Annotated in this window: 22 protein-coding genes, 4 tRNA genes and 1 riboswitch; of the genes, 12 read left to right on the top strand and 14 right to left on the bottom strand. The window is 62.1% G+C overall.

What is annotated here, in order from left to right; genetic code table 11:
* Nucleotides 1-220 precede the first annotated feature (220 nt).
* Nucleotides 221-1,741: a sensor domain-containing diguanylate cyclase gene (locus tag WIR04_RS09315; protein ID WP_338892120.1), complete on the top strand. Its 1,521-nt coding sequence runs from the start codon at nucleotides 221-223 to the stop codon at nucleotides 1,739-1,741.
* A gap of 54 nt (nucleotides 1,742-1,795) precedes the next feature.
* Here the strand turns inward: WIR04_RS09315 and WIR04_RS09310 are convergent, their stop codons facing one another.
* Entirely contained in the window at nucleotides 1,796-2,776 is a 981-nt protein-coding gene (locus tag WIR04_RS09310) for a helix-turn-helix domain-containing protein (protein WP_420883452.1), read from the bottom strand.
* A gap of 186 nt (nucleotides 2,777-2,962) precedes the next feature.
* On the opposite strand from WIR04_RS09310, the gene WIR04_RS09305 reads away from it, so the two are divergent.
* The gene (locus WIR04_RS09305; protein ID WP_025327172.1) at nucleotides 2,963-3,703 is read left to right on the top strand and encodes an SDR family oxidoreductase; all 741 of its coding nucleotides are present in this window, start codon (nucleotides 2,963-2,965) and stop codon (nucleotides 3,701-3,703) included.
* Nucleotides 3,704-3,764: 61 nt separating this feature from the next.
* On the opposite strand, the gene WIR04_RS09300 is transcribed toward WIR04_RS09305, so the two are convergent.
* Nucleotides 3,765-4,667: a LysR family transcriptional regulator gene (locus WIR04_RS09300; RefSeq protein ID WP_338892115.1), complete on the bottom strand. Its 903-nt coding sequence runs from the start codon at nucleotides 4,665-4,667 to the stop codon at nucleotides 3,765-3,767.
* 101 nt (nucleotides 4,668-4,768) lie between these two features.
* Between WIR04_RS09300 and WIR04_RS09295 the strand changes: the two genes are divergently transcribed.
* The 3 genes from WIR04_RS09295 to WIR04_RS09285 all read left to right on the top strand — a co-directional run bounded on the left by WIR04_RS09295 (nucleotide 4,769) and on the right by WIR04_RS09285 (nucleotide 8,099).
* A complete protein-coding gene (locus WIR04_RS09295; protein WP_338892113.1) occupies nucleotides 4,769-5,407 on the top strand; it encodes an NAD(P)-dependent oxidoreductase in 639 nt (212 codons plus the stop codon).
* A gap of 404 nt (nucleotides 5,408-5,811) precedes the next feature.
* Nucleotides 5,812-6,840 (top strand): isopenicillin N synthase family dioxygenase, encoded by a 1,029-nt coding sequence (locus tag WIR04_RS09290; RefSeq protein ID WP_338892111.1) that lies wholly within the window; start codon nucleotides 5,812-5,814, stop codon nucleotides 6,838-6,840.
* Between the two features lie 95 nt (nucleotides 6,841-6,935).
* Nucleotides 6,936-8,099, top strand: coding sequence for a trans-sulfuration enzyme family protein (locus WIR04_RS09285; RefSeq protein WP_338892110.1), 1,164 nt, complete (start codon nucleotides 6,936-6,938; stop codon nucleotides 8,097-8,099).
* Nucleotides 8,100-8,216: 117 nt separating this feature from the next.
* On the opposite strand, the gene folD is transcribed toward WIR04_RS09285, so the two are convergent.
* Nucleotides 8,217-9,074: a bifunctional methylenetetrahydrofolate dehydrogenase/methenyltetrahydrofolate cyclohydrolase FolD gene (gene folD / locus WIR04_RS09280; RefSeq protein ID WP_005326697.1), complete on the bottom strand. Its 858-nt coding sequence runs from the start codon at nucleotides 9,072-9,074 to the stop codon at nucleotides 8,217-8,219.
* Between the two features lie 203 nt (nucleotides 9,075-9,277).
* On the opposite strand from folD, the gene WIR04_RS09275 reads away from it, so the two are divergent.
* The 4 genes from WIR04_RS09275 to katG all read left to right on the top strand — a co-directional run bounded on the left by WIR04_RS09275 (nucleotide 9,278) and on the right by katG (nucleotide 12,534).
* Nucleotides 9,278-9,354: transfer RNA gene (locus tag WIR04_RS09275), tRNA-Pro, on the top strand.
* A 36-nt stretch (nucleotides 9,355-9,390) separates the two neighbouring features.
* Nucleotides 9,391-9,467, top strand: a tRNA-Arg gene (locus WIR04_RS09270).
* A 49-nt stretch (nucleotides 9,468-9,516) separates the two neighbouring features.
* A tRNA-His gene (locus tag WIR04_RS09265) sits at nucleotides 9,517-9,592 on the top strand.
* 674 nt (nucleotides 9,593-10,266) lie between these two features.
* Entirely contained in the window at nucleotides 10,267-12,534 is a 2,268-nt protein-coding gene (gene katG / locus WIR04_RS09260; RefSeq protein WP_338892108.1) for a catalase/peroxidase HPI, read from the top strand.
* Nucleotides 12,535-12,881: 347 nt separating this feature from the next.
* Here the strand turns inward: katG and WIR04_RS09255 are convergent.
* Together WIR04_RS09255 and WIR04_RS09250 are read right to left on the bottom strand one after the other, a co-directional pair.
* A tRNA-Ser gene (locus WIR04_RS09255) sits at nucleotides 12,882-12,969 on the bottom strand.
* 240 nt (nucleotides 12,970-13,209) lie between these two features.
* Nucleotides 13,210-13,665: a YbjN domain-containing protein gene (locus WIR04_RS09250; RefSeq protein ID WP_160839247.1), complete on the bottom strand. Its 456-nt coding sequence runs from the start codon at nucleotides 13,663-13,665 to the stop codon at nucleotides 13,210-13,212.
* Between the two features lie 159 nt (nucleotides 13,666-13,824).
* Here WIR04_RS09250 and WIR04_RS09245 point away from each other — a divergent pair, with 159 nt between their 5' ends.
* Nucleotides 13,825-15,162: a flavohemoglobin expression-modulating QEGLA motif protein gene (locus tag WIR04_RS09245; protein ID WP_307764741.1), complete on the top strand. Its 1,338-nt coding sequence runs from the start codon at nucleotides 13,825-13,827 to the stop codon at nucleotides 15,160-15,162.
* Nucleotides 15,163-15,216: 54 nt separating this feature from the next.
* Here WIR04_RS09245 and WIR04_RS09240 read toward each other — a convergent pair whose 3' ends face one another.
* Complete coding sequence (locus tag WIR04_RS09240; protein ID WP_025327180.1) at nucleotides 15,217-15,798, bottom strand: thymidine kinase; 582 nt, start codon at nucleotides 15,796-15,798, stop codon at nucleotides 15,217-15,219.
* 87 nt (nucleotides 15,799-15,885) lie between these two features.
* A complete protein-coding gene (locus WIR04_RS09235; protein WP_338892103.1) occupies nucleotides 15,886-17,466 on the bottom strand; it encodes a Na+/H+ antiporter NhaC family protein in 1,581 nt (526 codons plus the stop codon).
* An 85-nt stretch (nucleotides 17,467-17,551) separates the two neighbouring features.
* A riboswitch (Lysine riboswitch) is annotated at nucleotides 17,552-17,723 on the bottom strand.
* Between the two features lie 320 nt (nucleotides 17,724-18,043).
* Between WIR04_RS09235 and WIR04_RS09230 the strand changes: the two genes are divergently transcribed.
* Nucleotides 18,044-18,448, top strand: coding sequence for an H-NS family nucleoid-associated regulatory protein (locus tag WIR04_RS09230; protein WP_025327182.1), 405 nt, complete (start codon nucleotides 18,044-18,046; stop codon nucleotides 18,446-18,448).
* Between the two features lie 73 nt (nucleotides 18,449-18,521).
* Here WIR04_RS09230 and WIR04_RS09225 read toward each other — a convergent pair whose 3' ends face one another.
* The 5 genes from WIR04_RS09225 to WIR04_RS09205 all read right to left on the bottom strand — a co-directional run bounded on the left by WIR04_RS09225 (nucleotide 18,522) and on the right by WIR04_RS09205 (nucleotide 21,409).
* Nucleotides 18,522-19,085: a cob(I)yrinic acid a,c-diamide adenosyltransferase gene (locus WIR04_RS09225; RefSeq protein ID WP_338892102.1), complete on the bottom strand. Its 564-nt coding sequence runs from the start codon at nucleotides 19,083-19,085 to the stop codon at nucleotides 18,522-18,524.
* Nucleotides 19,082-19,312: a DUF3820 family protein gene (locus WIR04_RS09220; protein WP_005327834.1), complete on the bottom strand. Its 231-nt coding sequence runs from the start codon at nucleotides 19,310-19,312 to the stop codon at nucleotides 19,082-19,084. The genes WIR04_RS09225 and WIR04_RS09220 overlap by 4 nt, the downstream gene beginning before the upstream one ends.
* 1 nt (nucleotide 19,313) lies before the next feature.
* Nucleotides 19,314-19,985 (bottom strand): 7-carboxy-7-deazaguanine synthase QueE, encoded by a 672-nt coding sequence (gene queE, locus WIR04_RS09215; RefSeq protein WP_338892100.1) that lies wholly within the window; start codon nucleotides 19,983-19,985, stop codon nucleotides 19,314-19,316.
* 61 nt (nucleotides 19,986-20,046) lie between these two features.
* The gene (gene queC, locus WIR04_RS09210; protein WP_025327185.1) at nucleotides 20,047-20,736 is read right to left on the bottom strand and encodes a 7-cyano-7-deazaguanine synthase QueC; all 690 of its coding nucleotides are present in this window, start codon (nucleotides 20,734-20,736) and stop codon (nucleotides 20,047-20,049) included.
* A gap of 28 nt (nucleotides 20,737-20,764) precedes the next feature.
* Nucleotides 20,765-21,409, bottom strand: a complete 645-nt coding sequence (locus tag WIR04_RS09205; RefSeq protein ID WP_338892099.1) for a tRNA-uridine aminocarboxypropyltransferase — start codon at nucleotides 21,407-21,409, stop codon at nucleotides 20,765-20,767.
* Here WIR04_RS09205 and rrtA point away from each other — a divergent pair.
* A complete protein-coding gene (rrtA, locus tag WIR04_RS09200; protein ID WP_226989632.1) occupies nucleotides 21,375-21,953 on the top strand; it encodes a rhombosortase in 579 nt (192 codons plus the stop codon). The two genes, WIR04_RS09205 and rrtA, sit on opposite strands and share 35 nt — an antisense overlap.
* A 105-nt stretch (nucleotides 21,954-22,058) precedes the next feature.
* Here rrtA and pyrF read toward each other — a convergent pair whose 3' ends face one another.
* Together pyrF and lapB are read right to left on the bottom strand one after the other, a co-directional pair.
* A complete protein-coding gene (gene pyrF, locus WIR04_RS09195) occupies nucleotides 22,059-22,757 on the bottom strand; it encodes an orotidine-5'-phosphate decarboxylase (RefSeq protein WP_338892097.1) in 699 nt (232 codons plus the stop codon).
* A gap of 151 nt (nucleotides 22,758-22,908) precedes the next feature.
* Nucleotides 22,909-24,075, bottom strand: coding sequence for a lipopolysaccharide assembly protein LapB (gene lapB, locus WIR04_RS09190; protein WP_106886608.1), 1,167 nt, complete (start codon nucleotides 24,073-24,075; stop codon nucleotides 22,909-22,911).
* Nucleotides 24,076-24,084 lie beyond the last annotated feature (9 nt).

Below are 24,084 nucleotides of genomic sequence, written 5' to 3'. Positions count from 1 at the left end.
GGTCGGGACGCACTTCCGCCGGAGTGGCCTCAAGGCCCTCTGCCCTGCTGGCCGAACCGGGCCGGATCAGCCCTCGCATCCGGCCTTCACCTTAGAGCATTTGCTCTTTTTTCATCCACACCCTTGATCCGGGTCAAGCCCTGCTGACAGGGATGGCGATAGTATGCGGCCCCTTTTATCAGTCCTGTTTGAGACGATACGAGGCCATACGATCACGCCAATGAATGACATCATCAATAAAGATCTGCACTGTCACACCCAGCTCCACGTCTCCTTCGCCGTGATAGTGCTGACCCTGCTCACCGCCCTGGTGGGGGTCAGCTGCAGCATCCAGCGCGCGGCCGAGGTGAAGTATCACAAGGTGGCCGCCATGTTCGTGCACAACATGGCGACCCAGTTCATCGCATTGCAATTCAAGCCGCTGGAGCACGTCCTCAACGAGACCGGCAGCTTTATTGATAAGCCAACCCTGCAGGCCTTCTTTGGCAACGAGCACGCTCCCCTTCGCATGACCCTGATGCAAACGTTGTCCCTCACGCCCTATGTGAAAAGCATCCTGGTCGCCGATCAGCAGGGGCGTTTCAACTCTGTCCCCCACCTGCCGGTCGAGGCGGGCTTTGATGTCAGGGAGCGGCCCTGGTTCAAATCCGCCGCCTCCCGTACCCTCTTCGTCAGCTACACGGACCACTATGCCAGCAGGATTGACCAGCAGCGGACCGTTTCCGTCTCCCGGCCCATCGTCGACAAGGAGGGCTTTCGCCTCGGCACCCTGGCCATGGAGCTCGATCTCGAGCAGATGAGTCATCCCCTGCGCCTGCTCAAGAGCCCCCTCAAGGGGGAGTTCTATCTCATCGCCCGTACAGGCGACACCTTGCTGCATTCCAATGTGGGCAACCTGTTTCACCGCCAGCTGGCGCCGCGGCTCATCGCGCAGATGACCAACGGGGCCGACCACCTCTATGACGCCGAGCACCAGACCCATGTCTACTACTACGCCTTCTCCAATCCGGACTGGTTCGCCATCTACACCGTCAGCGACGCCGAGTTCAAGGAGGCCAGCCACAGCGAATCCTATCAGTTGCAGATCGCCGTGGCGGGCTGCCTGCTGATCTGCCTGCTCTGCTGGGGCTCCCTGCGTCATGCCATCAACAAGATGATCGTCGAGATCATCGCCCTGATGCGCATCGGCCGCATCGACATGAGCAAGCCCGGAGAGCTGCTGCGCCAGGAGATCCAAAGCGCCCATCACCAGATGCAGGAAGCCGTTGCCGCCTCCAATACGGATGCCCTGACCGGCCTCTTCAATCGCCGCAGCTTCGATCAGGATCTGGCCAGCCATCTGGCTGACGGCCGCCCCTTCTCCCTCGGCATGATAGATCTGGACAACTTCAAGTCCATCAACGACCAGCTGGGGCACCTGGTGGGCGACAGCGTCCTCCAGGCCGTGGCACAGGAAGGGGTGACGGTGGCCGACGGCCTGGCCAGGCTCTACCGGTACGGCGGGGAGGAGCTGGCCATCCTGATCCCGGGGGAGGACGGAGCCCAGGCTCTGGCCCTGCTGGAGCGCTGGCGCCTGCGAGTCCTGCAGCGTCAATGGCGAGAAGCCGGGCTGGTGGCGACCTTCTCGGCAGGGCTGGGACAGTGGCGCCATGAGTCGGCCGCGCACCTGATAGCAAGGGTCGATCGGGCACTCTATCAGGCCAAGGAGGCGGGCAAGAACCGGGTGCACCCTGCGGGCTGACGGGATTGGCAGCCTGAGGTCATGCAGGCGGCATGAGGGGCCTCGTTGCCGAGCCTAGCGGGGCGCTATGGGTAGCCAGTACTCCATGGAGGCATCGGGCTGCTGGCCGTCAAAGCCCGGGGCATAGCGCTCCAGCTCGAAGCCATCCAGCCCGCGATAGCTGGAAGAGGGCAGCCAGTGCAGGATGAACCAGTTGAGGCTCTGCCCCAGCTGGCTGATGGGGCCCAGGTGGCCCAGCACCGCATACTCCTGGGAGGGAACCCTGAGGCGCGCCAGCCCGGGGCCCGGCTCAATCCCCTCCTCTGCCGCCACCCCGGCCCAGTAAGGCAGCCGCTCCCCCGCCCCCGACACATCCACCACCCCCAGCAGCTCGCTGGAGGACAGGCGTCCCCCCGCCTCGCGCCAGGCGCCCCAGATGGCGGGCACCGTCTGCTGAAAATCGGGCGCCTTCGCAAAGAGGCCCCGGATCTCCCCCCTGACGCCGTGCAGGGTGAACCCAGGCCGGCTCTCCACCCGCACCTGCACCAGTCTGGGGGGACTGGCCAGGGGCATGGGGACCCGAACCAGGGGGGTACGCAGCCCCAGCCGCAGGCCCCGCTTGCGATAGGCCAGGGGGGAGCAGCCAAAGTGCTGCTTGAAGGCCCGGCTGAAGCTGACTTCCGAGCCAAAACCGTGGTTCAGCGCCAGATCCAGCACCCGCTGGCGGCTCGAGAGCAGCGCCTCCGCCGCCAGGCTCAGCTTCAGCTCGCGCACATAGTGGGCCACCGTCTGGCCGGTCTCGTGCAAGAAGACCCGCTGCAACTGCCAGCGCGACCAGCAGCTCTGCTCGGCCAGCTGCTCCAGCGACAGGGGCTGATCCAGGTGGGCGTGAATGTAGTCGAGCACCCGCTCGATGCGGGTGAAATGGGGGCGCGTCTGTGGCGCCGGGTCTGGGAAAGCGAGGGAGCTTGTCATGCTGTGGTCGGGCTCTGTGCCGGCGAAGGGGCGCAGTCGCCCAAGTAGCCACATTAAACATGGCCGCCGTGCCGGGGGCAAGCCTGGTGCGGCCCCGGCAAAACCGGCGCCGGGCCGGGGGCGGCCCGCCCCCCCTAGCAAGAACCCTCCCCCCAGGCGCCCCCTTGTCACAAAAGTGACGCCTTTCCCTGCCACATTGTATGCAAACAAGGTTGTCAATTGCCCCCAGGGGCACAGTTCAACTCGTGATATGCAGGGAGAGCCAAGATGAAGAAGATTGCCTTGATCACCGGAGCCCGGGGCGGCATCGGATCCGCCATCACCACCGCCTTGCTGGCCCAGGGGTATCGAATCATCGCCACTCACTCCAGCGTCAACAGCGCGGCGGCCCACGACTGGTACGCAGAGCAGGGCTATCACCAGGATCAGGTGCGGCTGCTGGCGCTGGACGTGGCCGACACCGCCATGTGCCGCGAGACCCTGGGCCGCCTGCTGCAGGAGGAGGGCCGGGTGGATGTGCTGGTCAACAACGCCGGCATCACCCGGGATGGCGCCTTCAAGCGGATGGCGCCGGATCAGTGGTTCGAGGTGATCCACACCAACCTGTGCAGCCTCTACAACGTGACCCAGCCGCTGTTCGACGCCATGTGCGAGCAGCGCGATGCCCGCATCATCAACATCTCCTCGGTCAACGGCCAGAAAGGGCAGTTCGGTCAGGTCAACTACTCGGCGGCCAAGGCGGGTATGCTGGGCTTTACCAAGGCGCTGGCGGCGGAAGGGGCCCGCTTCGGGGTCACAGTCAACGCCATCGCCCCCGGCTACACCGCCACCCCCATGGTGGCGGCGATCCGCACCGACATCCTCGACAGCATCAAGGCCGACATCCCCATGCGCCGCCTCGCCAAACCCGAGGAGATAGCCGCCGCCGTGGCCTTCCTCGCCAGCGAAGCGGGGGCCTATATCACGGGGGAAACCCTGGCCATCAACGGCGGCCTCTATATGAAATAGCGCGGGACAAGCGGGACCCACAGGGGGCTGCCAACGGGCTGCCCTCTGCTTTTGGTCGGTGCTACAAGGGGCGCGCCGTCCCCCCGGGCTCGGCGAAATGGCTGCGCAGGGCGGTGATCACCCGCCGCACCTTCTCGGGGATCTCCCGCTGGGGAGTGATGGCGTGGATCTCCATGGGCGGCACCCGAAAGCCTGGCAGCAGGGCGAGCAGGCGGCCCTGGGCGAGATCCTCGCCAACCTCTCCCTCGGGTTGCAGGGAGATCCCCTGCCCCGCCAGGGCAAACTGGCGCAGGGGCAGGACGTTGTTGCAGAGCACCCTGGGTTTGAACCTCACCCTGTGCTCGCCCCCTCGCTCGTCAAGGAGCAGCAAGCCGCTCCCCAGCATGTCGCCACTGAGCCAGTCGTGGGTCGCCAGATCGGCGGGGGTGCGCGGCGTCCCCTTGCGCGCCAGGTAGGCGGGGGCGGCGCAGAGCAGCATCCGGGTCTGGCCCAGCTTGCGGGCTACCAGGGTGGAGTCCGGCAGGGAGCCGACCCGCAGCGCCACGTCGATGCGCTCGGCAATGAGATCCCGCTTCTCGTCGTCGGCGATGATCTGGATGCAGAGGCCCGGATGGGCCTGCAACAGGGGTGACAAGGCCAGCGCCAGCGGTTGACCCGCCATGCCCACGGGCGCGGTGATCCGCACCTCCCCGAGCAGGCTGTCGCGCACTTCCGAGAGGCGCAGCTCGGTCTGGTTGAGGGTCTGTTGCAGGGACTGGCACCCCTGCCACACCACCTCCCCCGCCTCGGTCAGGCTGAGGCGGCGGGTGGAGCGATGGAGCAGGGTGAGGCCGAGCAGGCTCTCTAGCTGGCCTATATGCTGGCTGACCGCGGAGGGGGTCATGCCGAGGGCCTTGGCGGCCCCCGTCATGGTGCCCGCCTCCACCACGGCGGCGAAGATGGCGTAACGTCTGAGCTGATCCATTATTAAATCCAGCTTACAAGTGAATGCAATTTACAGGTGATTATTAAATCACATCCGGGGGCGTAGGATAGCCTCATTCCCACAGTGAAGGAGACGTCTCCATGAAAATTGCCCTCATAGGTGCCAGCGGTTTTGTCGGTTCAGCCATCCTCAATGAGGCCGTCAGCCGTGGCCACAGCGTTACCGCCATAGTGCGCGACACAAGCAAAGTCGCCCCCCACCCGCAGATCACCACAGTGGCGGTAGATGCCCAGGACCCGCAGGCGCTGGCCGACGTGCTCAAGGGGCACGACAGGGTGATCAGCGCCTACAACCCGGGCTGGACCGCACCGGACATCTACGACCAGTACCTCAAGGGCGCCAGCGCCATTGTCGAGGCAGCCAAAGCCGCCCACAGCTGGTTGCTGGTGGTCGGCGGTGCCGGCAGCCTGGAGATAGCCCCCGGCGTGCAGCTGGTGGATACCCCGGACTTCCCGGCCGAGTGGAAGCAAGGGGCGCTTGCGGCCCGCGACGGTCTCACCGCCCTGCGCCGCGAAGCCGCCCTCGACTGGCGTTTCGTCTCCCCGCCGGTATTCCTCGAACCCGGCGAGAAGCGCGGCGGCTACCGTCTCGGGGGCGATCAGGTGCTCTTTAGCGGCGACAAGCCTGCCGGGATCACAGTCGGGGATCTGGCGGATGCTGTGATCAACGAAGCAGAAAAACCGGCTCACCTGCGCCAGCGCTTCACCCTGGGTTACTGAAGACACTGACCGGTGCGCACCGAGCGGGCACTCGCCCTTGCTCCTTGCGCCCCACCAACAAAGGGGAGGCTGGTGCCTCCCCTTTGTTAATTCGCCCCGCACTGGTACTGCGCCCTTCCTGTCCCCGACCCCAGGCGGATTCAGGGGCAAGGCGATCGGCTGGGGCGCATTTTCTCCGTGCAATTGACAGGCTGCCCCACAGGACTCGAATTCTATTTCGACTTTTGTATATAACTAAGAATATTTTGTTGCTTCCACCTTATAACCCCGAACAGTAGCATCCCCCTCAACCCAAATGGTGCCATCGTGAGCCACAGACCCTGAGTCCTGCCACGAGCCACACCGCCGTCTTTGTACCGGATCCTCGGGACTGCACCCGATATCCGGCAAGTGAGGAGATGCACATGGAACATTCATCACTGCCCATCATCGACTATGCCGCGATCAATGGCACCCCCGAGGAACGTCGCCAGATGCTCGCCAAGCTTGGCCGGGCAGCCCGCGACATCGGCTTCTTCTATCTGACAGGCCATGGTCTGAGCGAAGCGGAGCAACGAGAGACACTGGCGCTGGCGGCCCGCTTCTTCGCCCTGCCCCTGCAGGAGAAGCTGGCGGTGCAGATGGTGCACTCCCCCCACTTTCGTGGCTACAACCTGGTGGGGGCCGAGCTCACCCGGGAACGGCCGGACAGGCGGGAGCAGTTCGACATCATGAACGAGGAGCAGGCCCTCCCCCTGGCGCATATCGGCAAACCCTGGCAGCGGCTCATAGGCCCCAACCAGTGGCCCACGGCCCTGCCCGAGATGAAGACGCAACTGCTGGACTGGCAAGAGCGGCTGAGCGACATCACCCTCACCCTGCTCGCCGCCTTTGCCGAGGTGCTGGAGCAACCGGCCGGGGTGTTTGACGAGAGCATCCAGGGCGCCCCCTATCAGCACATGAAGCTCATTCACTACCCGGGACGGGAAGCGGGAGGCAGCGGCCAGGGAGTCGGCGCCCACAAGGATCCCGGCTACCTGACCCTGGTGATGCAGGACGATCACTCGGGGCTAGAGGTGGAGACGGCGCACGGCTGGATTTCCGCACCGCCCCTGCCCGGCGCCCTGGTGGTCAACATAGGCGAGTTGCTGGAGCTTGCCTCCAACGGCTACCTCAAGGCGACCCTGCACCGGGTGCAGAGCCCGCCCCCCGGGGTCTCGCGTCTCTCCTGCGCCTTCTTCATGGCGGCGAGACTCGATGCCACAGTGCCGCTGCTGTCGCTTTCCCCTGCCCTGGCGGCGCAGGCACAAGGGCCCGAGAGCGACCCGGCCAACCCGCTCTTCTATCAGGTGGGGGAGAATGTGCTCAAGGGGAGGCTGCGCTCCCACCCGGACGTGGCGGCGCGCCACTATGCTCAGCAACACAGGGTAGCGCAGGAGCCGGTACCGGCCTGACACCATCAAGGGGGATGGCAACAAGCCGCCATCCCGTCCACCGATTTACACACCAGAACAACAACGCCATAGCCTGGCGACCACGGAGCAAAACGATGAAATTCAAGACCATGAGCGTGCACAGCGGCCAGCGGATCGATCCCCAGACCGGCGCCCTCACCACACCGCTCTACCAGAGCAGCACCTTCAGCTACGTCAATGCCCAGGCGGGCAAGGAGCGCTTCGCAGGCCAGGCCCCGGGCTTTATCTACAGCCGCTTCGGCAACCCCACCACCGCCGAGCTGGAGCTGAAGCTGGCGGCCCTGGAGGGCGCCGACGAGGCGCTGGTGGTGGCGAGCGGCATGGCGGCGGTGAGCGCCATCCTCTATGCCCTGGCCAGCAGCGGAGATGAAGTGGCCTATGTCGGCCCCCTCTACGGCGGCACAGACGCGTTTCTCAAGCAGACCTTCAGCCGGGCCGGCATCACCATCACAAGTTACGACAGCGATCAGGATCTGCTGGCCAACATCAGCCCCGCCACCAAGGTGATCCTGTTCGAGACCCTGACCAACCCCACCCTCAAGGTGGTGGATCCCCGGGTGGTGGTGGAAGCGGCTCGCAAGGTGGGCGCCATCAGCGTCTGTGACAACACCTTCCTCACCCCCTATCTGCTGCGCCCGCTGGAGCTGGGCATCGATCTGGTGATGCACAGCGGCACCAAGTACCTGGGCGGCCACGGCGACATCATCGCCGGTGTGGTGGCAGGCTCCCACGCGCTGATGAAGTCGGTACGCACCGTGGCCCTCAAGCACATCGGCTCCCCCATCGGGCCACAGGAGGCCTACCTGCTGCAGCGCGGGGTCAAGACCCTGCCCCTGCGCATGGATGCCCACCTGCACAATGCCCAGAAGGTGGCAGACTTCCTCGCCGCCCACCCGGCGGTGAAGAAGGTGATCTACCCGGGACTCGCCAACCATCCGGGCCACGATGCCCTCGGCGCCTTCGCCAGCGGTTTTGGCGGCATGGTGAGCATCGAGCTGGAAGGGGGCTTCGCCCGCTGCGCCACCCTGCTCGACAACCTGCAGCTGTTCGTGCAGGCGGTGAGCCTCGGCGATCTCGAGAGCCTGGCCTGCCATCCGGCCAGCACCACCCACGCTGCCATGGACGAGGCGAGCCGCCTCGCCGCCGGGGTCAATGACGACCTCATCCGCTTCAGCATTGGGGTGGAGGATGCCGATGATCTCATCGCCGATCTGGCGGCGGCGCTGGCCCTGATCTGACAAGGCCGCCTCTGCCCAGTCGCCTCGGCAGAGCATCAAGTTCGAGCAGCAATAAAAAAGGGAAGGCCAGGCCTTCCCTTTCTCTCATCCCTTCCCTAGTGCGGGAGGGCGCCCTGCTCAGGCGTCGTGATAATCCTGGCAGGCGCTCAGGGTGTTCTCCATCAGGCTGGCCACCGTCATGGGCCCCACGCCACCCGGCACAGGGGTGATGAAGGCGGCGTGATTGCGCGCCGTTTCAAACTCCACGTCCCCCACCAGGGAGCCGTCGGCCAGGCGGTTGATCCCCACGTCGATCACCAGGGCCCCCGGCTTGACCCACTCCCCCGGAATGAAGTTCGGCTTGCCCACCGCCACCACCAACAGATCGGCGCGGCGCACCTGAGCCTCCAGATCCTGGGTGAAGCGATGGCAAGTGGTGGTGGTGCAACCCGCCAGCAGCAGCTCCAGCGTCATCGGGCGCCCGACGATGTTGGAGGCGCCGACCACCACCGCATGCAGACCGTGGGTCTTGACGCCGGTCGCCTCTATCAGGGTCATGATCCCCTTGGGGGTGCAGGGACGCAGCGCCGGGATGCGCTGGGCCAGACGGCCCACGTTGTAGGGGTGGAAACCATCCACGTCCTTGTCGGGACGGATGCGCTCCAGCACCTGTGTGGTGTCGCAATGAGCCGGTAGGGGCAGTTGCACCAGGATGCCGTCCACCTCCGCATCCTCATTGAGCCGGTCGATCAGGGCCAGCAGCTCTTCCTGGGTCGCATTGGCGCTGAGATCATAGGAGCGGGAGACAAACCCCACCTCTTCACAGGCACGACGCTTGCTGCCCACATAGACCTGGGACGCCGGATCCAGCCCCACCAGGATCACCGCCAGACCCGGTGCCCGCTTGCCCAATGCCAACCGCTGTTGGACTTGTTCGGCGACCTGATTGCGAATCGTTTGCGCAACCTGTTTTCCATCAATGATTTTGGCAGACATCGTTCTTCACTCACCATGTGTTCAACTGCCGCGCATTGTCGCATTTTTTTGGCGCGGGTGTTAGCGGCTCTCGCCTGGCGGGCAATAAGTAGGCATTTGAATTTACTGGCGGAAAAAGTCGTTGACGCTGACTTTGACGCTTGGGTATGATGCCCGCCCGTTGCCCAGTCGTACCACCCCCGGTATGCTGGACGATGAGATTTCGGTGATTAGCGCAGCCCGGTAGCGCATCTGGTTTGGGACCAGAGGGTCAAAGGTTCGAATCCTTTATCACCGACCAGGTTCATCGAGACGTCTTGTGACGGCTCGATACAGAGCGCCCTTAGCTCAGTCGGATAGAGCAACGGCCTTCTAAGCCGTGGGTCGCAGGTTCGAATCCTGCAGGGCGCGCCATTAATGTGACTCTTCCCTGGAAGAGGAGCATTGAAGGCAGATTTCAGTGGTGGCTGTAGCTCAGTTGGTAGAGTCCCGGATTGTGATTCCGGTTGTCGTGGGTTCGAGCCCCATCAGCCACCCCATTATTGCCTGTCCGTGCTGGATCAAGCCGACAGGGGCAAGCCTGACTTGCCATGAACAGGGCATCTGATGCCCTCATCAAAACCGGCCCTGGGCCGGTTTTTTTGTGCCTGCGCCCCAGACTCACCACTTGCCCCGAGCGCTCGACTTCCTCTTTTTTATTCTCTTTGTTCCCCCTGCCCTCTCACTCTTGTCACTTTGCTGGTCGATCAGCGTCACGCCAGCCCGCCAGGTGTTGCCACATCGCCTGGCCGGATCACAGAAATGACCGGAGTCATCAGGCCCCTCCGATGTATCCCTGCTCCCCATGATGCAGCGCAAGCTTCGATGCCGATGACAGTGATATGGATAAAAACCAGGCAAATGCCTTGCCTGCTTCCCTCATGAAGGGCGAACAACAGCTTGCGCCCAGGCAGCAGCATTAGGAGTTGCCACCGCTCCTGACGCGAGGGGAAGACGGGCAGAACGTAAATAAATTGTTAAACTAGATGGTCGTGATTCATCTTTTCGTAATCCGTTCACTTCACAATAACGCAATAAATTGAAAATAAAGGAGTTATTGATAAGTACCCGCTCAACCGCAGGCGGCCCCCCTGCCATGCCCCCACACAGCGCAGTGGAAATCTTCCCATACTAAGTTGTCAGGATTGCAGATGACCTCCAAGGAGAGACTGAGATGAGTGAAGAAAGCAAATGCCCCTTCAACCACGCCGCCGGTGGCGGCACGACGAACCGAGACTGGTGGCCGAATCAGCTAAACCTGAAAATTCTTAGCCAGCATTCGCCCAAGTCTGACCCGCTGGGGGCCGAATTCAATTATGCCGAAGCCTTTAAAAGCCTCGACTTCCAGGCACTCAAGCAAGACCTTACGGCCCTGATGACCGACTCCCAGGAGTGGTGGCCTGCCGATTTCGGCCACTATGGGCCCCTCTTTGTTCGCATGGCCTGGCACAGCGCCGGCACCTACCGTACCGCCGACGGTCGCGGCGGCGCTGGCACCGGGCAGCAACGCTTTGCGCCGCTCAACAGCTGGCCGGATAACGTCAGCCTCGACAAGGCGCGCCGACTGCTGTGGCCCATCAAGCAAAAATACGGCAACAAGATTTCCTGGGCCGACTTGATCGTCCTCACCGGCAACGTCGCACTGGAGTCCATGGGCTTCAAGACCTTTGGTTTTTCCGGGGGCCGCCCAGATGTCTGGGAGCCGGACGAGGATGTCTACTGGGGTTCGGAAAGCAAGTGGCTGGGGGGCGACAACCGTTACGGCAAAGATGGCAGCAAACCTGTGCAAGCACCGGGTGATGTACCGCTGGTAGCGGAGCCCGGGAGGAACGAGGACAGCCGTACCGAAGACGGTCGTCATCTGGAAAACCCGCTGGCCGCGGTGCAGATGGGCCTGATCTACGTGAACCCGGAAGGTCCGGAAGGCGAGCCTGATCCGGTGAAATCGGCCAAGGACATTCGCGAAACCTTCGGCCGCATGGCGATGAACGACGAAGAAACCGTGGCGCTGATCGCCGGCGGTCACGCCTTCGGAAAAACCCACGGCGCCGGACCTGCCGACAATGTCGGGGCAGAACCGGAAGCCGCAGGCCTGGAACAGCAGGGCCTGGGCTGGAAGAGTACCTTCGGCACCGGCAAGGGGCCCGACACCATCACCAGCGGCTTGGAAGTGACCTGGACCACCACCCCCACAAAGTGGAGCAACAACTACCTGGAAAACCTGTTTGGCTTCGAGTGGGAACTGACCAAGAGCCCGGCCGGTGCGCATCAATGGACGCCGAAAAACGGCGCCGGCGCCGGTATCATTCCGGATCCCTTCGACCCTGCGAAACGCCGTAATCCGACCATGCTCACCTCCGACCTGGCCCTGCGTTTCGACCCGATCTACGAGCCGATTGCCCGGCGCTTCCTGCAGAACCCCGATCAGCTGGCTGATGCCTTCGCCCGTGCCTGGTTCAAGCTGATCCATCGTGACATGGGGCCACTGTCGCGCTACCTCGGCCCGGAAATGCCGGCTGAAGAACTGCTCTGGCAAGACCCGATCCCCGAAGTTGACCATGCACTGGTCAATGACAGTGACGTGGCGGCCCTCAAAGGCAAGCTGGCGTCCTCCGGCCTGTCGGTCGGTCAGCTGGTGTCGACGGCGTGGGCGGCGGCTTCGACCTTCCGTGGCTCCGACAAGCGCGGCGGTGCCAACGGCGGACGCTTGCGTCTGGAACCGCAGAAATCCTGGCAGGCCAACCAACCGGATCAACTGGCGATTGTGCTGGAGAAACTCGAAAGCATTCGCAGCGAGTTCAACGGTACGCAAGCCGGTGGCAAGAAAATCTCCCTGGCTGACCTGATCGTGCTCGCCGGCGGCGTGGGCGTCGAACAAGCGGCGAAAAATGCCGGGCAGACCGTGACGGTGCCATTCACCCCTGGGCGCATGGACGCCAGCCAGGAACAGACCGATGTCGATTCGTTCGGCTTCCTTGAACCGATTGCCGATGGCTTCCGCAACTACCTCAAGCAGCAATACACAGTACCAGCGGAGAAATTGCTGATTGACAAGGCGCAACTACTGACACTCACCGCCCCGGAAATGACTGTACTGCTGGGCGGCTTGCGGGTGTTGAACACCAATGTCGGGCAGAGCAAGCATGGGGTGTTCACCTCCCGACCTGAAGCCTTGACCAACGACTTCTTCGTCAACCTGCTCGACATGGGCGTGGAGTGGAAGCCGATCTCGGACACGAACCAGGAGTTCGAGGGCCGTGATCGTAAAAGCGGTGCGGTGAAGTGGACCGGCACCCGGGTCGATTTGGTGTTCGGTTCCAACTCCCAGTTGCGGGCCCTGGCCGAGGTGTATGCCAGTACGGACGGGAAAGAGAAGTTCGTGAAGGACTTCGTGGCGGCCTGGACCAAGGTGATGAACCTGGATCGCTTCGATCTCGCCTGATCAGCATTCCCTGTATGCAACCGGCCACCACCGGACCTGCAGCAAGGAAATGGGTGAGAGATGAGCAAGCACCACAAGTCAAAAACCCGACCATGGGTCGGGTTTTTATTTGTGTCATCGATGCCTGTGGCGATCCAAGATGCAAAAAGCCCGACCATCAGGTCGGGCTTTCAATTTGGCGGTGGGTCGGGATTGACTCGCGCCATCCCTGGCGCTCGCCCTGCGGGCAGCCTGCGGCTGTCCAAGGGGGCTGTCCTGCCCCCTTGTCGAACCAGGGTTAGAACCGAGCCGCCCATCACCGGATAAAGAAAAAGGGCCTGTCTTGCGACAGGCCCTTTTACTTTATTTGGCGGTGAGGGAGGGATTCGAACCCTCGATACGTTGCCGTATACACACTTTCCAGGCGTGCTCCTTCAGCCACTCGGACACCTCACCAATTTGTTTCAGTCATCTGACTGTGGCTTGCGTAGCACGCGCTGCGTGCTTTCTTGCCGATTTCATCGGCTGGCAGCCACTTGGGCACATCACCAAATTTTTGTCTGTTGTTTAACGTGTTCAGCCAACACGACATTCGCGGAGCTATTGCGCCGGAACGGGGCGTAATTTAGGGGAAAGCCCCGCCGGCGTCAACGGCTTTTTGGCTGCCGCGAACCGTTCGCACATTAAACGCGCAACTCAGTGCACAGATTCCGGTGCGACCTGGATCTCCGGCAGATTGAGGAAGCCGAGGCGTTCACATTCGGAAACCACTTCATGGGTCGCCGCCGTGGTGCTCTCGACGAACAGCAGGAACTGCTCGACGGTGAGACCCGCCTTGGTGAAGACGGTATGGCCCACGACGAGGCGCGGCAGGTTGTCATCTATGATGTCGAGGAACACCTTGAGGGACGGGTATTGCATGTTGAGACGACCCAGCTCGGCCACCAGGGGCAGCAGCGATGAGGGGCGCACCTCCAGCTCGGATGAAAACAGCAACCCTTCCTCTTCCACGAAGATCCGGCTCTCCTGGATGCCCTCGACGGACTGCAGGGAGACCATGTGGATGCCGTGGCACTGATCGCACACATAGTGCTCGATCCGGGCCTGCTGCAGCCAACGCATTATCATTTCAGAGCTGGGGATATTCATCATTTTCACGAACACAATAAGGATCAAGGGGCGCAGTCTAAACCAATTTTCCGACAACCAAAAGCGCACAGGCCGGATCACTCCCGGTCTCGCTTCTTTTTGGCAAGCGCTATGCATATACTCAGCCATTCTCGTACCGCACTCGCCTCCACAGAAGGCCCGATGACCATCCAAGAAAAGTATCGCCTGCACCTGAAATCCCTCTCGGATGAACTGCTCGCCCTGCAAAAACCCATTCGCATCCTGGATGCCATCAAGTGGCCCCGCCACCTGCAGACCGAGTTTCTCGCCAAGGGCGGGCGAGCGCTGCCCGCCATCGATACCGACTTCTATCAGGCCCTCCCCCTCGATTTTGATCCCCGCAACAAATACCTGGAGCTCAAGGAGCTGAGGGACAGGATCCGCAGAAAGCTGGGGCCGCAGGATGATCTGGGCCGGATCCTGCAAGAGACGGTGGATCAGTACATGGTGGTGATCGAGATGCTGCGCCAGCGCGGGCAGCCGGACTTTCAGCGCTACAGCCAGTTGCTGTACGGCTCGGCGAGCGATCACCTGCGCGGGGATCGCAAGACCCTGAAAGAGCTGGGTGCCAGGCTGTGCGACATCTTCTCCCTGCCTGGCGCCCGCCATCTGGTGCGCCCCTACCCCAAGGAGTTCGAGGGGGAAGCTGCGGTGGCCAGGTTGCAGGGCAAGCTGTCGAACTACTTCAGCGACGGCACAGTGCAGGTCAAGCTGAGCGATGGCATCGTCTCCGATGCTGCCGCCGGGGGGGATTACATCAAGCTCAGCTCCCACGCCCGCTTCTCCGAGCTGGACTTGCAGGTATTGGAAGTGCACGAGGGCTGGGTGCACGTGGGCACCACCCTCAACGGCCGCCAGCAATCCTATGCCACCTGGCTGGGTGCCGGCTCGCCCCGCATCACCGCCTGCCAGGAGGGATTGGCGGTGCTCATCGAGACCCTCACCTTCAGCTCCTTCCCGGACAGGGCAAAGCGCATCTCGGATAGGGTGATGGCCATCGACATGGCGGAGCGCGGCGCCGACTTCATCGAGGTGTTCCGCCACTTCGTCGAGAAGGGCGCCAGCGAGCACGATGCCTACAAGATCACCCAGCGGGTGTTTCGCGGCGGCATGGTCGAGGGAGGCGCCTGCTTCACCAAGGATCTCTCCTACGTGAGAGGCTATGTGGAGACGGTCAACTTCATCCGCAGCGCCGTGCTGGAGGGGGTGCCGGAGATCCTGCCCATGCTGTTCGTCGGCAAGGTGACCCTGGACGACATCCCTGTGCTCTATCAGCACTATCTGGAGGGGCTGATCGATGCCCCCCGCTACCTGCCCCCCATGTTTCGCGATCTCACCGGTCTCTATGTCTGGTTCGGCTTCGCCTCCGGCATGTCCCTGGTGGACATAGGCCGGGTACAGCAGCATTTTCGCCAGCTGTTCCACCGCCTGCCGGTGGCCGACCCCATCATAGCGCCGGTGGACATAGAGATAGACTGAACCCTTCGTCGACAAAAAAGGGCGCCCCTGAGGCGCCCTTCTTCATGCTGTGGCTTACTTGTAAGCCCGTCCTTCCAGATAGTGCTTGCGGCAGAGCGACACATAGCGGTCGTTGCCCCCTATCTCCACCTGCTCGCCGTCGCGCATCACCTGCCCCGCCTCGTTGACCCGGGAGTTCATGTGCGCCTTGTTGCCGCACCAGCAGATGCTTTTGAGCTCCTCGAACTTGTCCGCCAGGCAGAGCAGGTGGTAGGAGCCGGGGAACAACTCGCCGCGAAAGTCGGTCTTGAGGCCGTAGGCGATCACCGGAATGTCCTGCTCATCGACGATGCGGGCGAGCTGATACACCTGCTCGCGGGTCAAAAACTGGGCCTCGTCGACGATGAACACATCGATATGACGCTCGGCGTGGCGCGCCTTGACCATCTCGAACAGATCGCAGCTGTCGCTGAAGACCTCCACCTTCAGCTCCAGCCCGACCCTGGCGCTGATGATCCCCGGACCGAAGCGATCGTCGATGGCGGGGGTCATGGCCAGCGGATACATGCCACGCTCAAGATAGTTGAAGTGGGCCTGGATGAGCTGGGTCGACTTGCCCGAGTTCATGGTGGCGAATTTGTAGTGCAGTGAAGCCATGATGGGGTTCCGAAACGGGATTGATGGGGGGCATGCTAACCAAAGCCCCTGCCAAAACCAAGGGGCCCGTGGGCCCCTTGTTCTCTATTATGCGACGGCCAGGGCGCGCTGCACCCGAGCCTTGCGCAGATGGTAACCGGAGAAGATCAGGAACCAGAGCGCGCTGACCGTGAAGCCCGCCAGCACCGAGTGCATCATCCCCATCACCAGGTAACCGAGGGCGGCACCGAAGGCGATGGCCAGCGCATAAGGCAGCTGGGTCATCACGTGATCGATGTGATGGCAGCCGGCGCCGGTGGCCGACAGTATGCTGGTGCTGGAGATGGGCGAGCTGTGATCACCGAACACCGAGCCCGCCAGCACGGCGGCCAGCATCGGCAGCATCAGGCTGATGTCGCTGGCAGCCGCCATGTCACCGGCCAGCGGCAGCATGATGCCGAAGGTGCCCCAGCTGGTGCCAGTGGCAAAGGCCATGGCGCAGGAGAGGATGAAGACCACAGCCGGCAGCACTTCGATCGGCAGGTTGCCATTGGCCAGGGAGGCCAGGTACTTGCCGGTCTCCACGTCGCGCACCACGGCGCCTATGGTCCAGGCGAACAGCAGTATGTTGATGGCGGGCAGCATGGCCATGATCCCCTGGGGGGCCGCCTTCATCCAGTTCTTGGCACCCAGCTTGAGGCGCATGGCCAGACCGATGGAGACCACCAGGCTGCACAGGGCGCCATAGACCAGGGAGGAGCCGACGTTGGTGTTCTCGAACGAGCCGAGCACGCTGAACGGCAGGCCTTTGCCGGCCAGCACGGCGGCGCCGGAATCAATCATGAAGTAGACGGTCGCCAGGGTCAGGGTCAGGATCGGCAGCACCATGTCGATCATGCCGCCATTGCTCTCCTCCGGAGACTCCATGTCCAGGCCGATGGGACGGCCCTTGGACTCATCCCACAGCTTGCCTTCCAGCGCCCACTGTTCGTGTTGACGCATGGAGCCGATGTCGAGCTGGAAGGCGATCACCACCAGCACCATGATCAGGGTGAAGACCGCATAGAGGTTCATCGGGATCATCTCGACGAAGGCGGAGATGGGGCTCTGATCGGTCAGGCCGTGGGCCGCCATTATGCCGCCCACCAGGGCGATGATGTACGCGCCCCAGGAGGAGATGGGCATCAGCACGCAGACCGGCGCCGCGGTGGAGTCCAGCAGATAGGCCAGCTTGGCGCGGGAGATCTGGAAGCGATCGGTGACCGGACGGCAGATGGCCCCCACCGACAGGCTGTGGAAGAAGTCATCGATGAAGAAGGCGAAGACCATCATGCCGGTGAGGGCCTTGGCCCCCTTGCGGGTCTTGGCGCGGCGCGCCGCCCACTCGGCGAAGGCCCGGGTCGCCCCGGAGACGCTCATCAGGCTGATGAGGCCCCCCAGCAGCAACATGAACAGGATCATGTTGACGTTGTCCCGGTTGAGCGCACCGTCGACCCAGAAGATCTTGAGCACGGTGTTCAGCATGTAATGCAGGGAATCGAGGGGTGAGAACTGGTTGAGCAGCAGACTGCCGGCCACAATACCAACCCCCAGCGACACCAGGACGCGGCGGGTGATGATCGCAAGGGCGACGGCCAACAAGGGGGGAACGACGGACCAACCGGAGTCGGCGTAATGAACGATGTCCATGATCTCTTTGCACCTAAAGACAACAGGTGGAGATCTACCGAGAGGATCAAAGAAACAAAACCCAGGGCGGGCATACTCCTCAGCCCCTTCAGGTAGCGCTCCATAGTGGATGACTATGGCAGTCCTGCACCTGTTCGATGCAGAACCAGCAACCCGGTATGATGGCCTGGTCACTTCGGCGCCGACTCCTTTCATCGAGCATCGCAGGCATCACCCTCCGCTCGGTTACTCATAGGCAGCGCGCCTCTACTTAAAGGTATTCGCGGCACATTTTATCGAGCCACCGGGTGATAGCAAGTTTTTTGATTAAATTTCAAGGCTTGTGTGGCGAAAAGCGGAAAAATGGTAGTCAAATGGTTCATAAAATACGATATGGTCGATATTTTCATCTACTCGGCACTCATTCGGAAATGAGCCCGCTGCAAAGAGAATAAACCGGGCGTCGTGAATAATTGCCGGACTTTATTTATCTGCCTAATTAATTATTTTGGCAGACTTGACTTGATGCCAAATCCCCCTATAAATTATCGAAAAACCAGCCCTTCCCATTAATATTTCTGCTCGCGTGGTAGCCAATATGAACGAATTTTTGAAAATTCTGCTGAATATCCGTAGTCTGCGCGCAGCCTGCCGCGATTTGTCCCTGGAGCAACTGGAAGAGGGACTGCAGAAATTGTCCGAGGTGGTCGCCGAGCGCCAGCAGGATGAATCTGCCGAACGCCAGGCCCGCGAAGAACATCAGAAGAAAATTGCCGAATACGCCGAAATGTTGAAAGCCGCAGGGATAGATCCTGCTGAATTGGTGGGCACAGTTGCCACCGAAAGCACCAAGGCCAGCAAAGGCAAACGCGCTCCCCGCCCCGCCAAATATCGTTATCTGGACAATGGCGTGGAAAAAACCTGGACCGGCCAGGGCCGCATGCCCTCCGCCATTGCCAAGGCCGTGGCCGAAGGCAAATCAGTGGAAGACTTTGCCATCTGATCTGAAGCACAGTCCCACCCAATAAAAAAACCTCGCCATGCGAGGTTTTTTTATTGGGTCAGTGCCGGGCGTTTCAGCGCCTGTCTACCGCCTTGACCCAGAGCACTTCCGGGGTGCCGGCAGAGATCAGCAAGTATCTGGCCACCGTGAAAAACCAGTCACTTAGCCGATTCAGATAGGGCAGGATAGCCGGATTCACCTGCTCTTCCCGGCTCAAGCCAAGGAGCAACCGCTCGCAGCGACGTGTCAGGGTGCGCACCACATGGGCCTGCGCCGCCGCCCGTGATCCGCTCGGCAGGATGAAATTGCGCAATACCGGCAACTGGGCGCTGTAGGCATCAATCTGTTGCTCCAGCCGCGCCGTCCAGGCCTCATTGACCTGCCACAGGGAGGCATTTTGCGCCTCGCTGGAAAACGCCAGCTCCCCGCCCAAATCAAACAGCTCTTGCTGCAGCAATATGAGTTCAGCCAATAATCCCGGCTCATTCTCGGGTATTTCGGCCATCAGCAGACCTATCTGGGAATTGAGTTCGTCAATGGCGCCATAGGTCTCGACCCGCCTGTCATCTTTTGCAAGGGAGGAGCCATCAGCCAGCCGCGTGAGGCCCTTGTCCCCTTGCCGGGTATATATTCTCATTCTGACATCCTGTTAATAATGGGAATAATCATGGACTCCAGTCCATTGAGTTTTATCTCGTACGCCAGAGCCAGGGTTTGGCCCAGTGCGCCAGCCGGAAAGCCGCTGCGCGCCATCCATACCAGATAGGGCTCGGGAATATCTATGATGCGTCGCCCCTGATATTTACCGTAGGGCATCTTGCCCGCCAGGGTGAGCAATACCCGCTCATCGGAGAGTCTGTCCATATCAATCGATATTCAGATATTTATGGGTCTGGATGGAGAGCCGCCAATTACGGGCGATGCAGGTCGCCATGGCCAGCTCGGTGGCCCTGGGCTTCTGACTGATGGGCTGCAATGCTATCACCACGTCGGGGCGCAGGCTGGCCGTTGCCAGCAGGGCGTCGAGCTCCTCGATATGGCGCTCGGTGGCCACCGGATGCTTGATCTCGTTGGCCCTCTCCAGAGCCGACATCAGCACAGGCAGCCCCCCCTTCATGCCGATCTTGGGGGAGACGGTGACCCAGGTCTGCGCGTGGGTCAGGATCTCGCTGGTACCACTGGTTTCGATCTGTACCTGATATCCCGCCGCCAGCAGGGCCGACGAAAGTTCGTGCAGATCGTAGAGACAGGGCTCGCCACCGGTCAACACCACATGGCGCGCCCGGTAACCCAGGGTCTCGAAGCTCTCAAGGATCTCGCCCGTGCTCATCTTGCTCCAGCCATCGGACTCGTTGGATCGGTCGAGCACCTCGCGGCTGCCCACCTCACGGGCAGGATCCACCACCCAGGTATGGCGGGTATCGCACCAGGGGCAGCCCACCGGGCAGCCTTGCAGGCGAACGAAGATGGCGGGCACGCCGGTGAAGACGCCCTCCCCCTGGATGGTCTGGAAGATCTCGTTGATTGGGTAGTGCATCTCGGTCACGGCTTGCTGCAAAAGGCGCGGATTATACCCCAAACCTGGGGAAGACGCAGGATCACAATCCGGTTTTCTCGCGCAAGCTGGCCATGATGGCCGCCTTGTCGCCCAAATAACGCTGCAGGCCGCGGCTGCGCAGCTCGCAGGCGGGGCAAGTGCCACAGCCATCCCCCTGGATACCGTTGTAGCAGGTCAGGGTCTGCTGGCGCACCGTCTCGAGGTGACCATAGTGATCCGCCAGCGCCCAGGTTTCCGCCTTGTCGAGCCACATCAGGGGAGTCTCGAAACGAATGGCGCGATCCAGCCCCAGCGACACCGCCTGATTGAGGGCCTTGACGAAGTCGTCGCGGCAATCGGGATAACCGGAGAAGTCGGTCTCGCACACCCCGGTGATCAGGGTGTCGGCGCCGACCTGATAGGCATAGATGGCCGCCAGGGTCAGAAACAGTATGTTGCGGCCCGGCACGAAGGTGTTGGGCAGGCCGTTCTCCTGCAGCTCACCGCTGACCGGGATGTCGTCCCGGGTCAGGGCCGAGACGGCCAGCTCACCCAGCATGGTCACATCCATCACCTTGTGGGCAGCCACCCCGAGCTGCCCGACCAGACGGCGAGCAGTCTCGATCTCTTCCCTATGACGCTGGCCATAGTCGAAGGTGATGGCGTGCACTTCATCATAGAGGGCCAGGGCCTGCACCAGACAGGTGGTACTGTCCTGACCACCACTGAATACCACGACGGCTTTTTTCACGTTCATCACTCCTGTTTGCAATTCAGATTCAAGCGCGGCGACCTTGGGCAAAGTCATGCCACTGCCGGTTCAACTGGGTAAAGAGGTTCATCAGCGGGGCGAAGCGCTCGGGCTCCCCTTCCCACTGGGATAACAGATGGTAGCCCGCCTCCAGGGTCGAGAGCGCCTCGGGAAACGGTTTCTTGCGAATGGAATATTGCCCCGCCATGGCACCGAGCGTGATCCTCGGCAATCCCAGCAGGGCCGGGTTGCTGTGCAACATGCGATAGGCCTTGCGCCAGGTGCCATCGAGCAGGATAAAGTGCACCTCTTTGGCTTGCTCACGGCCCTCGCGCACCTGCGCCAGGGTCAGGGCCTCATCATCGGGCCACAGCAGATAGCACTGCACCTTGGGGTCGGCGAGCAGGTCATTGAGCCAGTCGGCATCGGCGAAGCTCTCCCCCACGTGAATGCGGGCATGGCTGAGGGAGGCGGCCAGCAGGGTGGCCGTGCCCTTGGGGTGAGCGACCTCGCCGGGATGCTGCAGGATATGGAGCGGTGCGAAGTGGGGCACCTGCTGGATATATTCACACAGGCAGGCTTTGAGGGCTCGGGTACAGCGTGTACAGTATCGGCTCTCTCTGTCGTTGGGTTGTTTCATGTTGTCAGAAAAATCGGGTCTGCTCTGGGTCATCACGCTTTCGCTCGTCACTGCCTTGCTCTTCTTCACCGTACCTAACCAGCTGCTCTCCTTCGATCGCGGCCTGATCGCCCAGGGCGAAGGGTGGCGCATCATAACAGGCAATCTGGCCCACACCAACGGATGGCACCTGCTGCTCAACCTGAGCGGGCTTGCGGTGCTCTACAGCCTGTTTCGCGAATACCTGACGGGCTGGCGCCTGCCCGTGCTGCTCCTGCTGCTGGGGACGGCCGTCGGGCTCGGGATCTGGTGGTGGTGCCCGCAGACCCAATGGTACATGGGGCTCTCCGGCCTGCTGCACGGCTTGTTCGTGTGGGGGGCCATGCAGGATATCCGCTATCGTCGCTACTCGGGCTGGCTCATGCTGCTTGGCATCGTCATCAAGCTCGGGCTGGATTTTTACAGTGCGGGAGAGAGCCCTGTCTCTGCCCTCATTGGCGCCAGGGTGCACATAGAGTCGCACCTCATCGGCTCGGCCGCCGGCCTGCTGCTCGGCCTCTTCCCCATCGGCCTGGGTGTGCAGACCGTCAAGTCCTGATCCCCTGCGGATAAACGCGGCCACCCGCTCGCAACAGTTCTCACCCACCAAAATGCAACAGGCCGGATCTGCAATCCGGCCTGTTGTCATCAAGGGGTCGGCCCCTTATCGGCAGAGCTCGGCGTTGATCGCTCCCAGCACGGCAGCTGGATCCGCCGCCTGGGTGATAGGGCGCCCTATCACCAGATAGTCGGCCCCCGCCTCCACCGCCGCCAACGGCGTCATGACCCGGCGTTGATCCCCGGCAGCCGATCCGCTCGGGCGAATGCCCGGGGTCACCAGCTTGAAGTCAGTGCCGAGCAAGGCCTTCAGCTCACTGGCTTCCTCGGCGGAGCAGACCACACCGTCCAGCCCTGCCGCCTTGGCGAGGGTGGCCAGCCGGATCACCTGCTCGGCCGGGCTCAGATCCAGACCCAGGGGCACCATGTCGGACTGCTCCATGCTGGTCAGCACTGTCACCCCGATAAGCCAAGGCGCCTTGTCACCATAGGGCAGCAGCGCCTCCCTGGCGGCACGCATCATGCGTTCTCCCCCGCTGGCGTGGACGTTCACCATCCAGACCCCGAGCTCGGCACTCGCCGCCACGGCCTTGGCGACGGTGTTCGGGATATCGTGAAACTTCAGATCCAGGAAGACGTCAAACCCCTTGGCCACCAGCTGGCGGACGAACTGGGGGCCAAACAGGGTAAACATCTCCTTGCCCACCTTGAGGCGGCACTCGGCCGGGGAGATCTGTTCAATGAAGGCGAAGGCATCGGCTTCGTGCTGATAATCCAGCGCGACCAGTACTTTGGGGTCTTGCATGTCACTTCCTATGGGTTGTTATGCCACATCCAGACTCGACACGGCCGACGAGCCGGTCGCAGTCTGGCATCTTGATCACTTGGGTTCGCGCCTGGTTCGGCTTGCCGTCTCCACTCGAGACGCGCGGGGACGGACGTTTGGTCACTAAGGGCTATTCACCATCCAGGCCACGGATAGGCTTGATGGAGCCCCACTGCCGGCAGGAGGGACACTGCCAGAACAGCGAATGGGTGGCAAAGCCGCACTGGCGGCACTTGTGGGTCGATTTTATCTTGATCTGCTCGCCGACCAGCTGCTGCAGCAGCTCCAGACTCTCCTTGGCGGGCCCCTCCTCGGCACTCGCCAGCTGGAAGCCCACCAGCTGGTAAAACCCCTTCATGGAGGGGTGGCGCCGCAGCTGGCGCAGCACCAGGGCGCGGGCCTGACTCAGACCGTCGCGCGCCTCCACCAGATTGGCCAGGGCCAGGGTCACGCTGACACCGGCATGATCCTCCACCGCCTTCTCCAGCAGCGGGATCAGCTCCTGGGTGCGGCCAAGCTGCTGATAGCAATCGAGCAGCCTGGGCATGGCCTCGGAGGCAAAATCCATGTCCTGCTCGAACACCCGCAGCAGATCCTTGCTGGCCTCCTCGTACTTGCCCTCCTCCATCGACAGATCAGCAAGTCGCAGGCTGGCCCGAGCACAGGCAGGGTGGGCTGCGAGCGCCCGCTTGAACTTGGCGATCCCCGCCCCCTTGTCACCGTCGCGCAAGGCGCTCTCCGCCTGCTCGCAATAGAAATGGGAGATAGGCTCCGCCAGCTTCTTGCCCTGGAATTTCTGCAGGCGAATGGCGACCTCGATGGCTTTGTCCCAGTCACGCAGCTGTTGATGGATGATGAGCAACTGCGCCAGCGCCGTCTCTTCAAAGTCGCTGTCCTCGCACAGCTCCTTCCAGAGTGCTTCCGCCCGATCCAGCAGGCCGGCAGCCAGGAAATCCCGGGCCAGCTCCTGCAGCGCGAGCTGACGCTGCTCCCGGGTCAGCTGGCGGGCGACCAGGTTCTGGTGGATCTTGATGGCACGATCGACCTCGCCCCGCTGACGAAACAGGTTGCCGAGGGAGAGATGGGTTTCGATGGTTTCGCTGTCGACTTCCAGCAGCTGGATAAAGAGATCCACCGCCTTGTCCGACTCGTCAGACAGCAAATAGTTGAGGCCCGCCACGTACTGGCGGGAAAACTGGTTACTCTGTTGCTGGGTGTCCTGGCGAACACTCCTGCGTCCCATGTACCAGCCATAACCAGCGGCAATCGGCAACAGCAGGAAAAGCAGTTCAAGCATCGAGGGACA

The sequence above is a fragment of the Aeromonas rivipollensis genome (genome assembly GCF_037811135.1).
GTDB lineage: Bacteria > Pseudomonadota > Gammaproteobacteria > Enterobacterales > Aeromonadaceae > Aeromonas > Aeromonas rivipollensis.
This window is presented reverse-complemented; position numbering and strand designations above follow the sequence as displayed.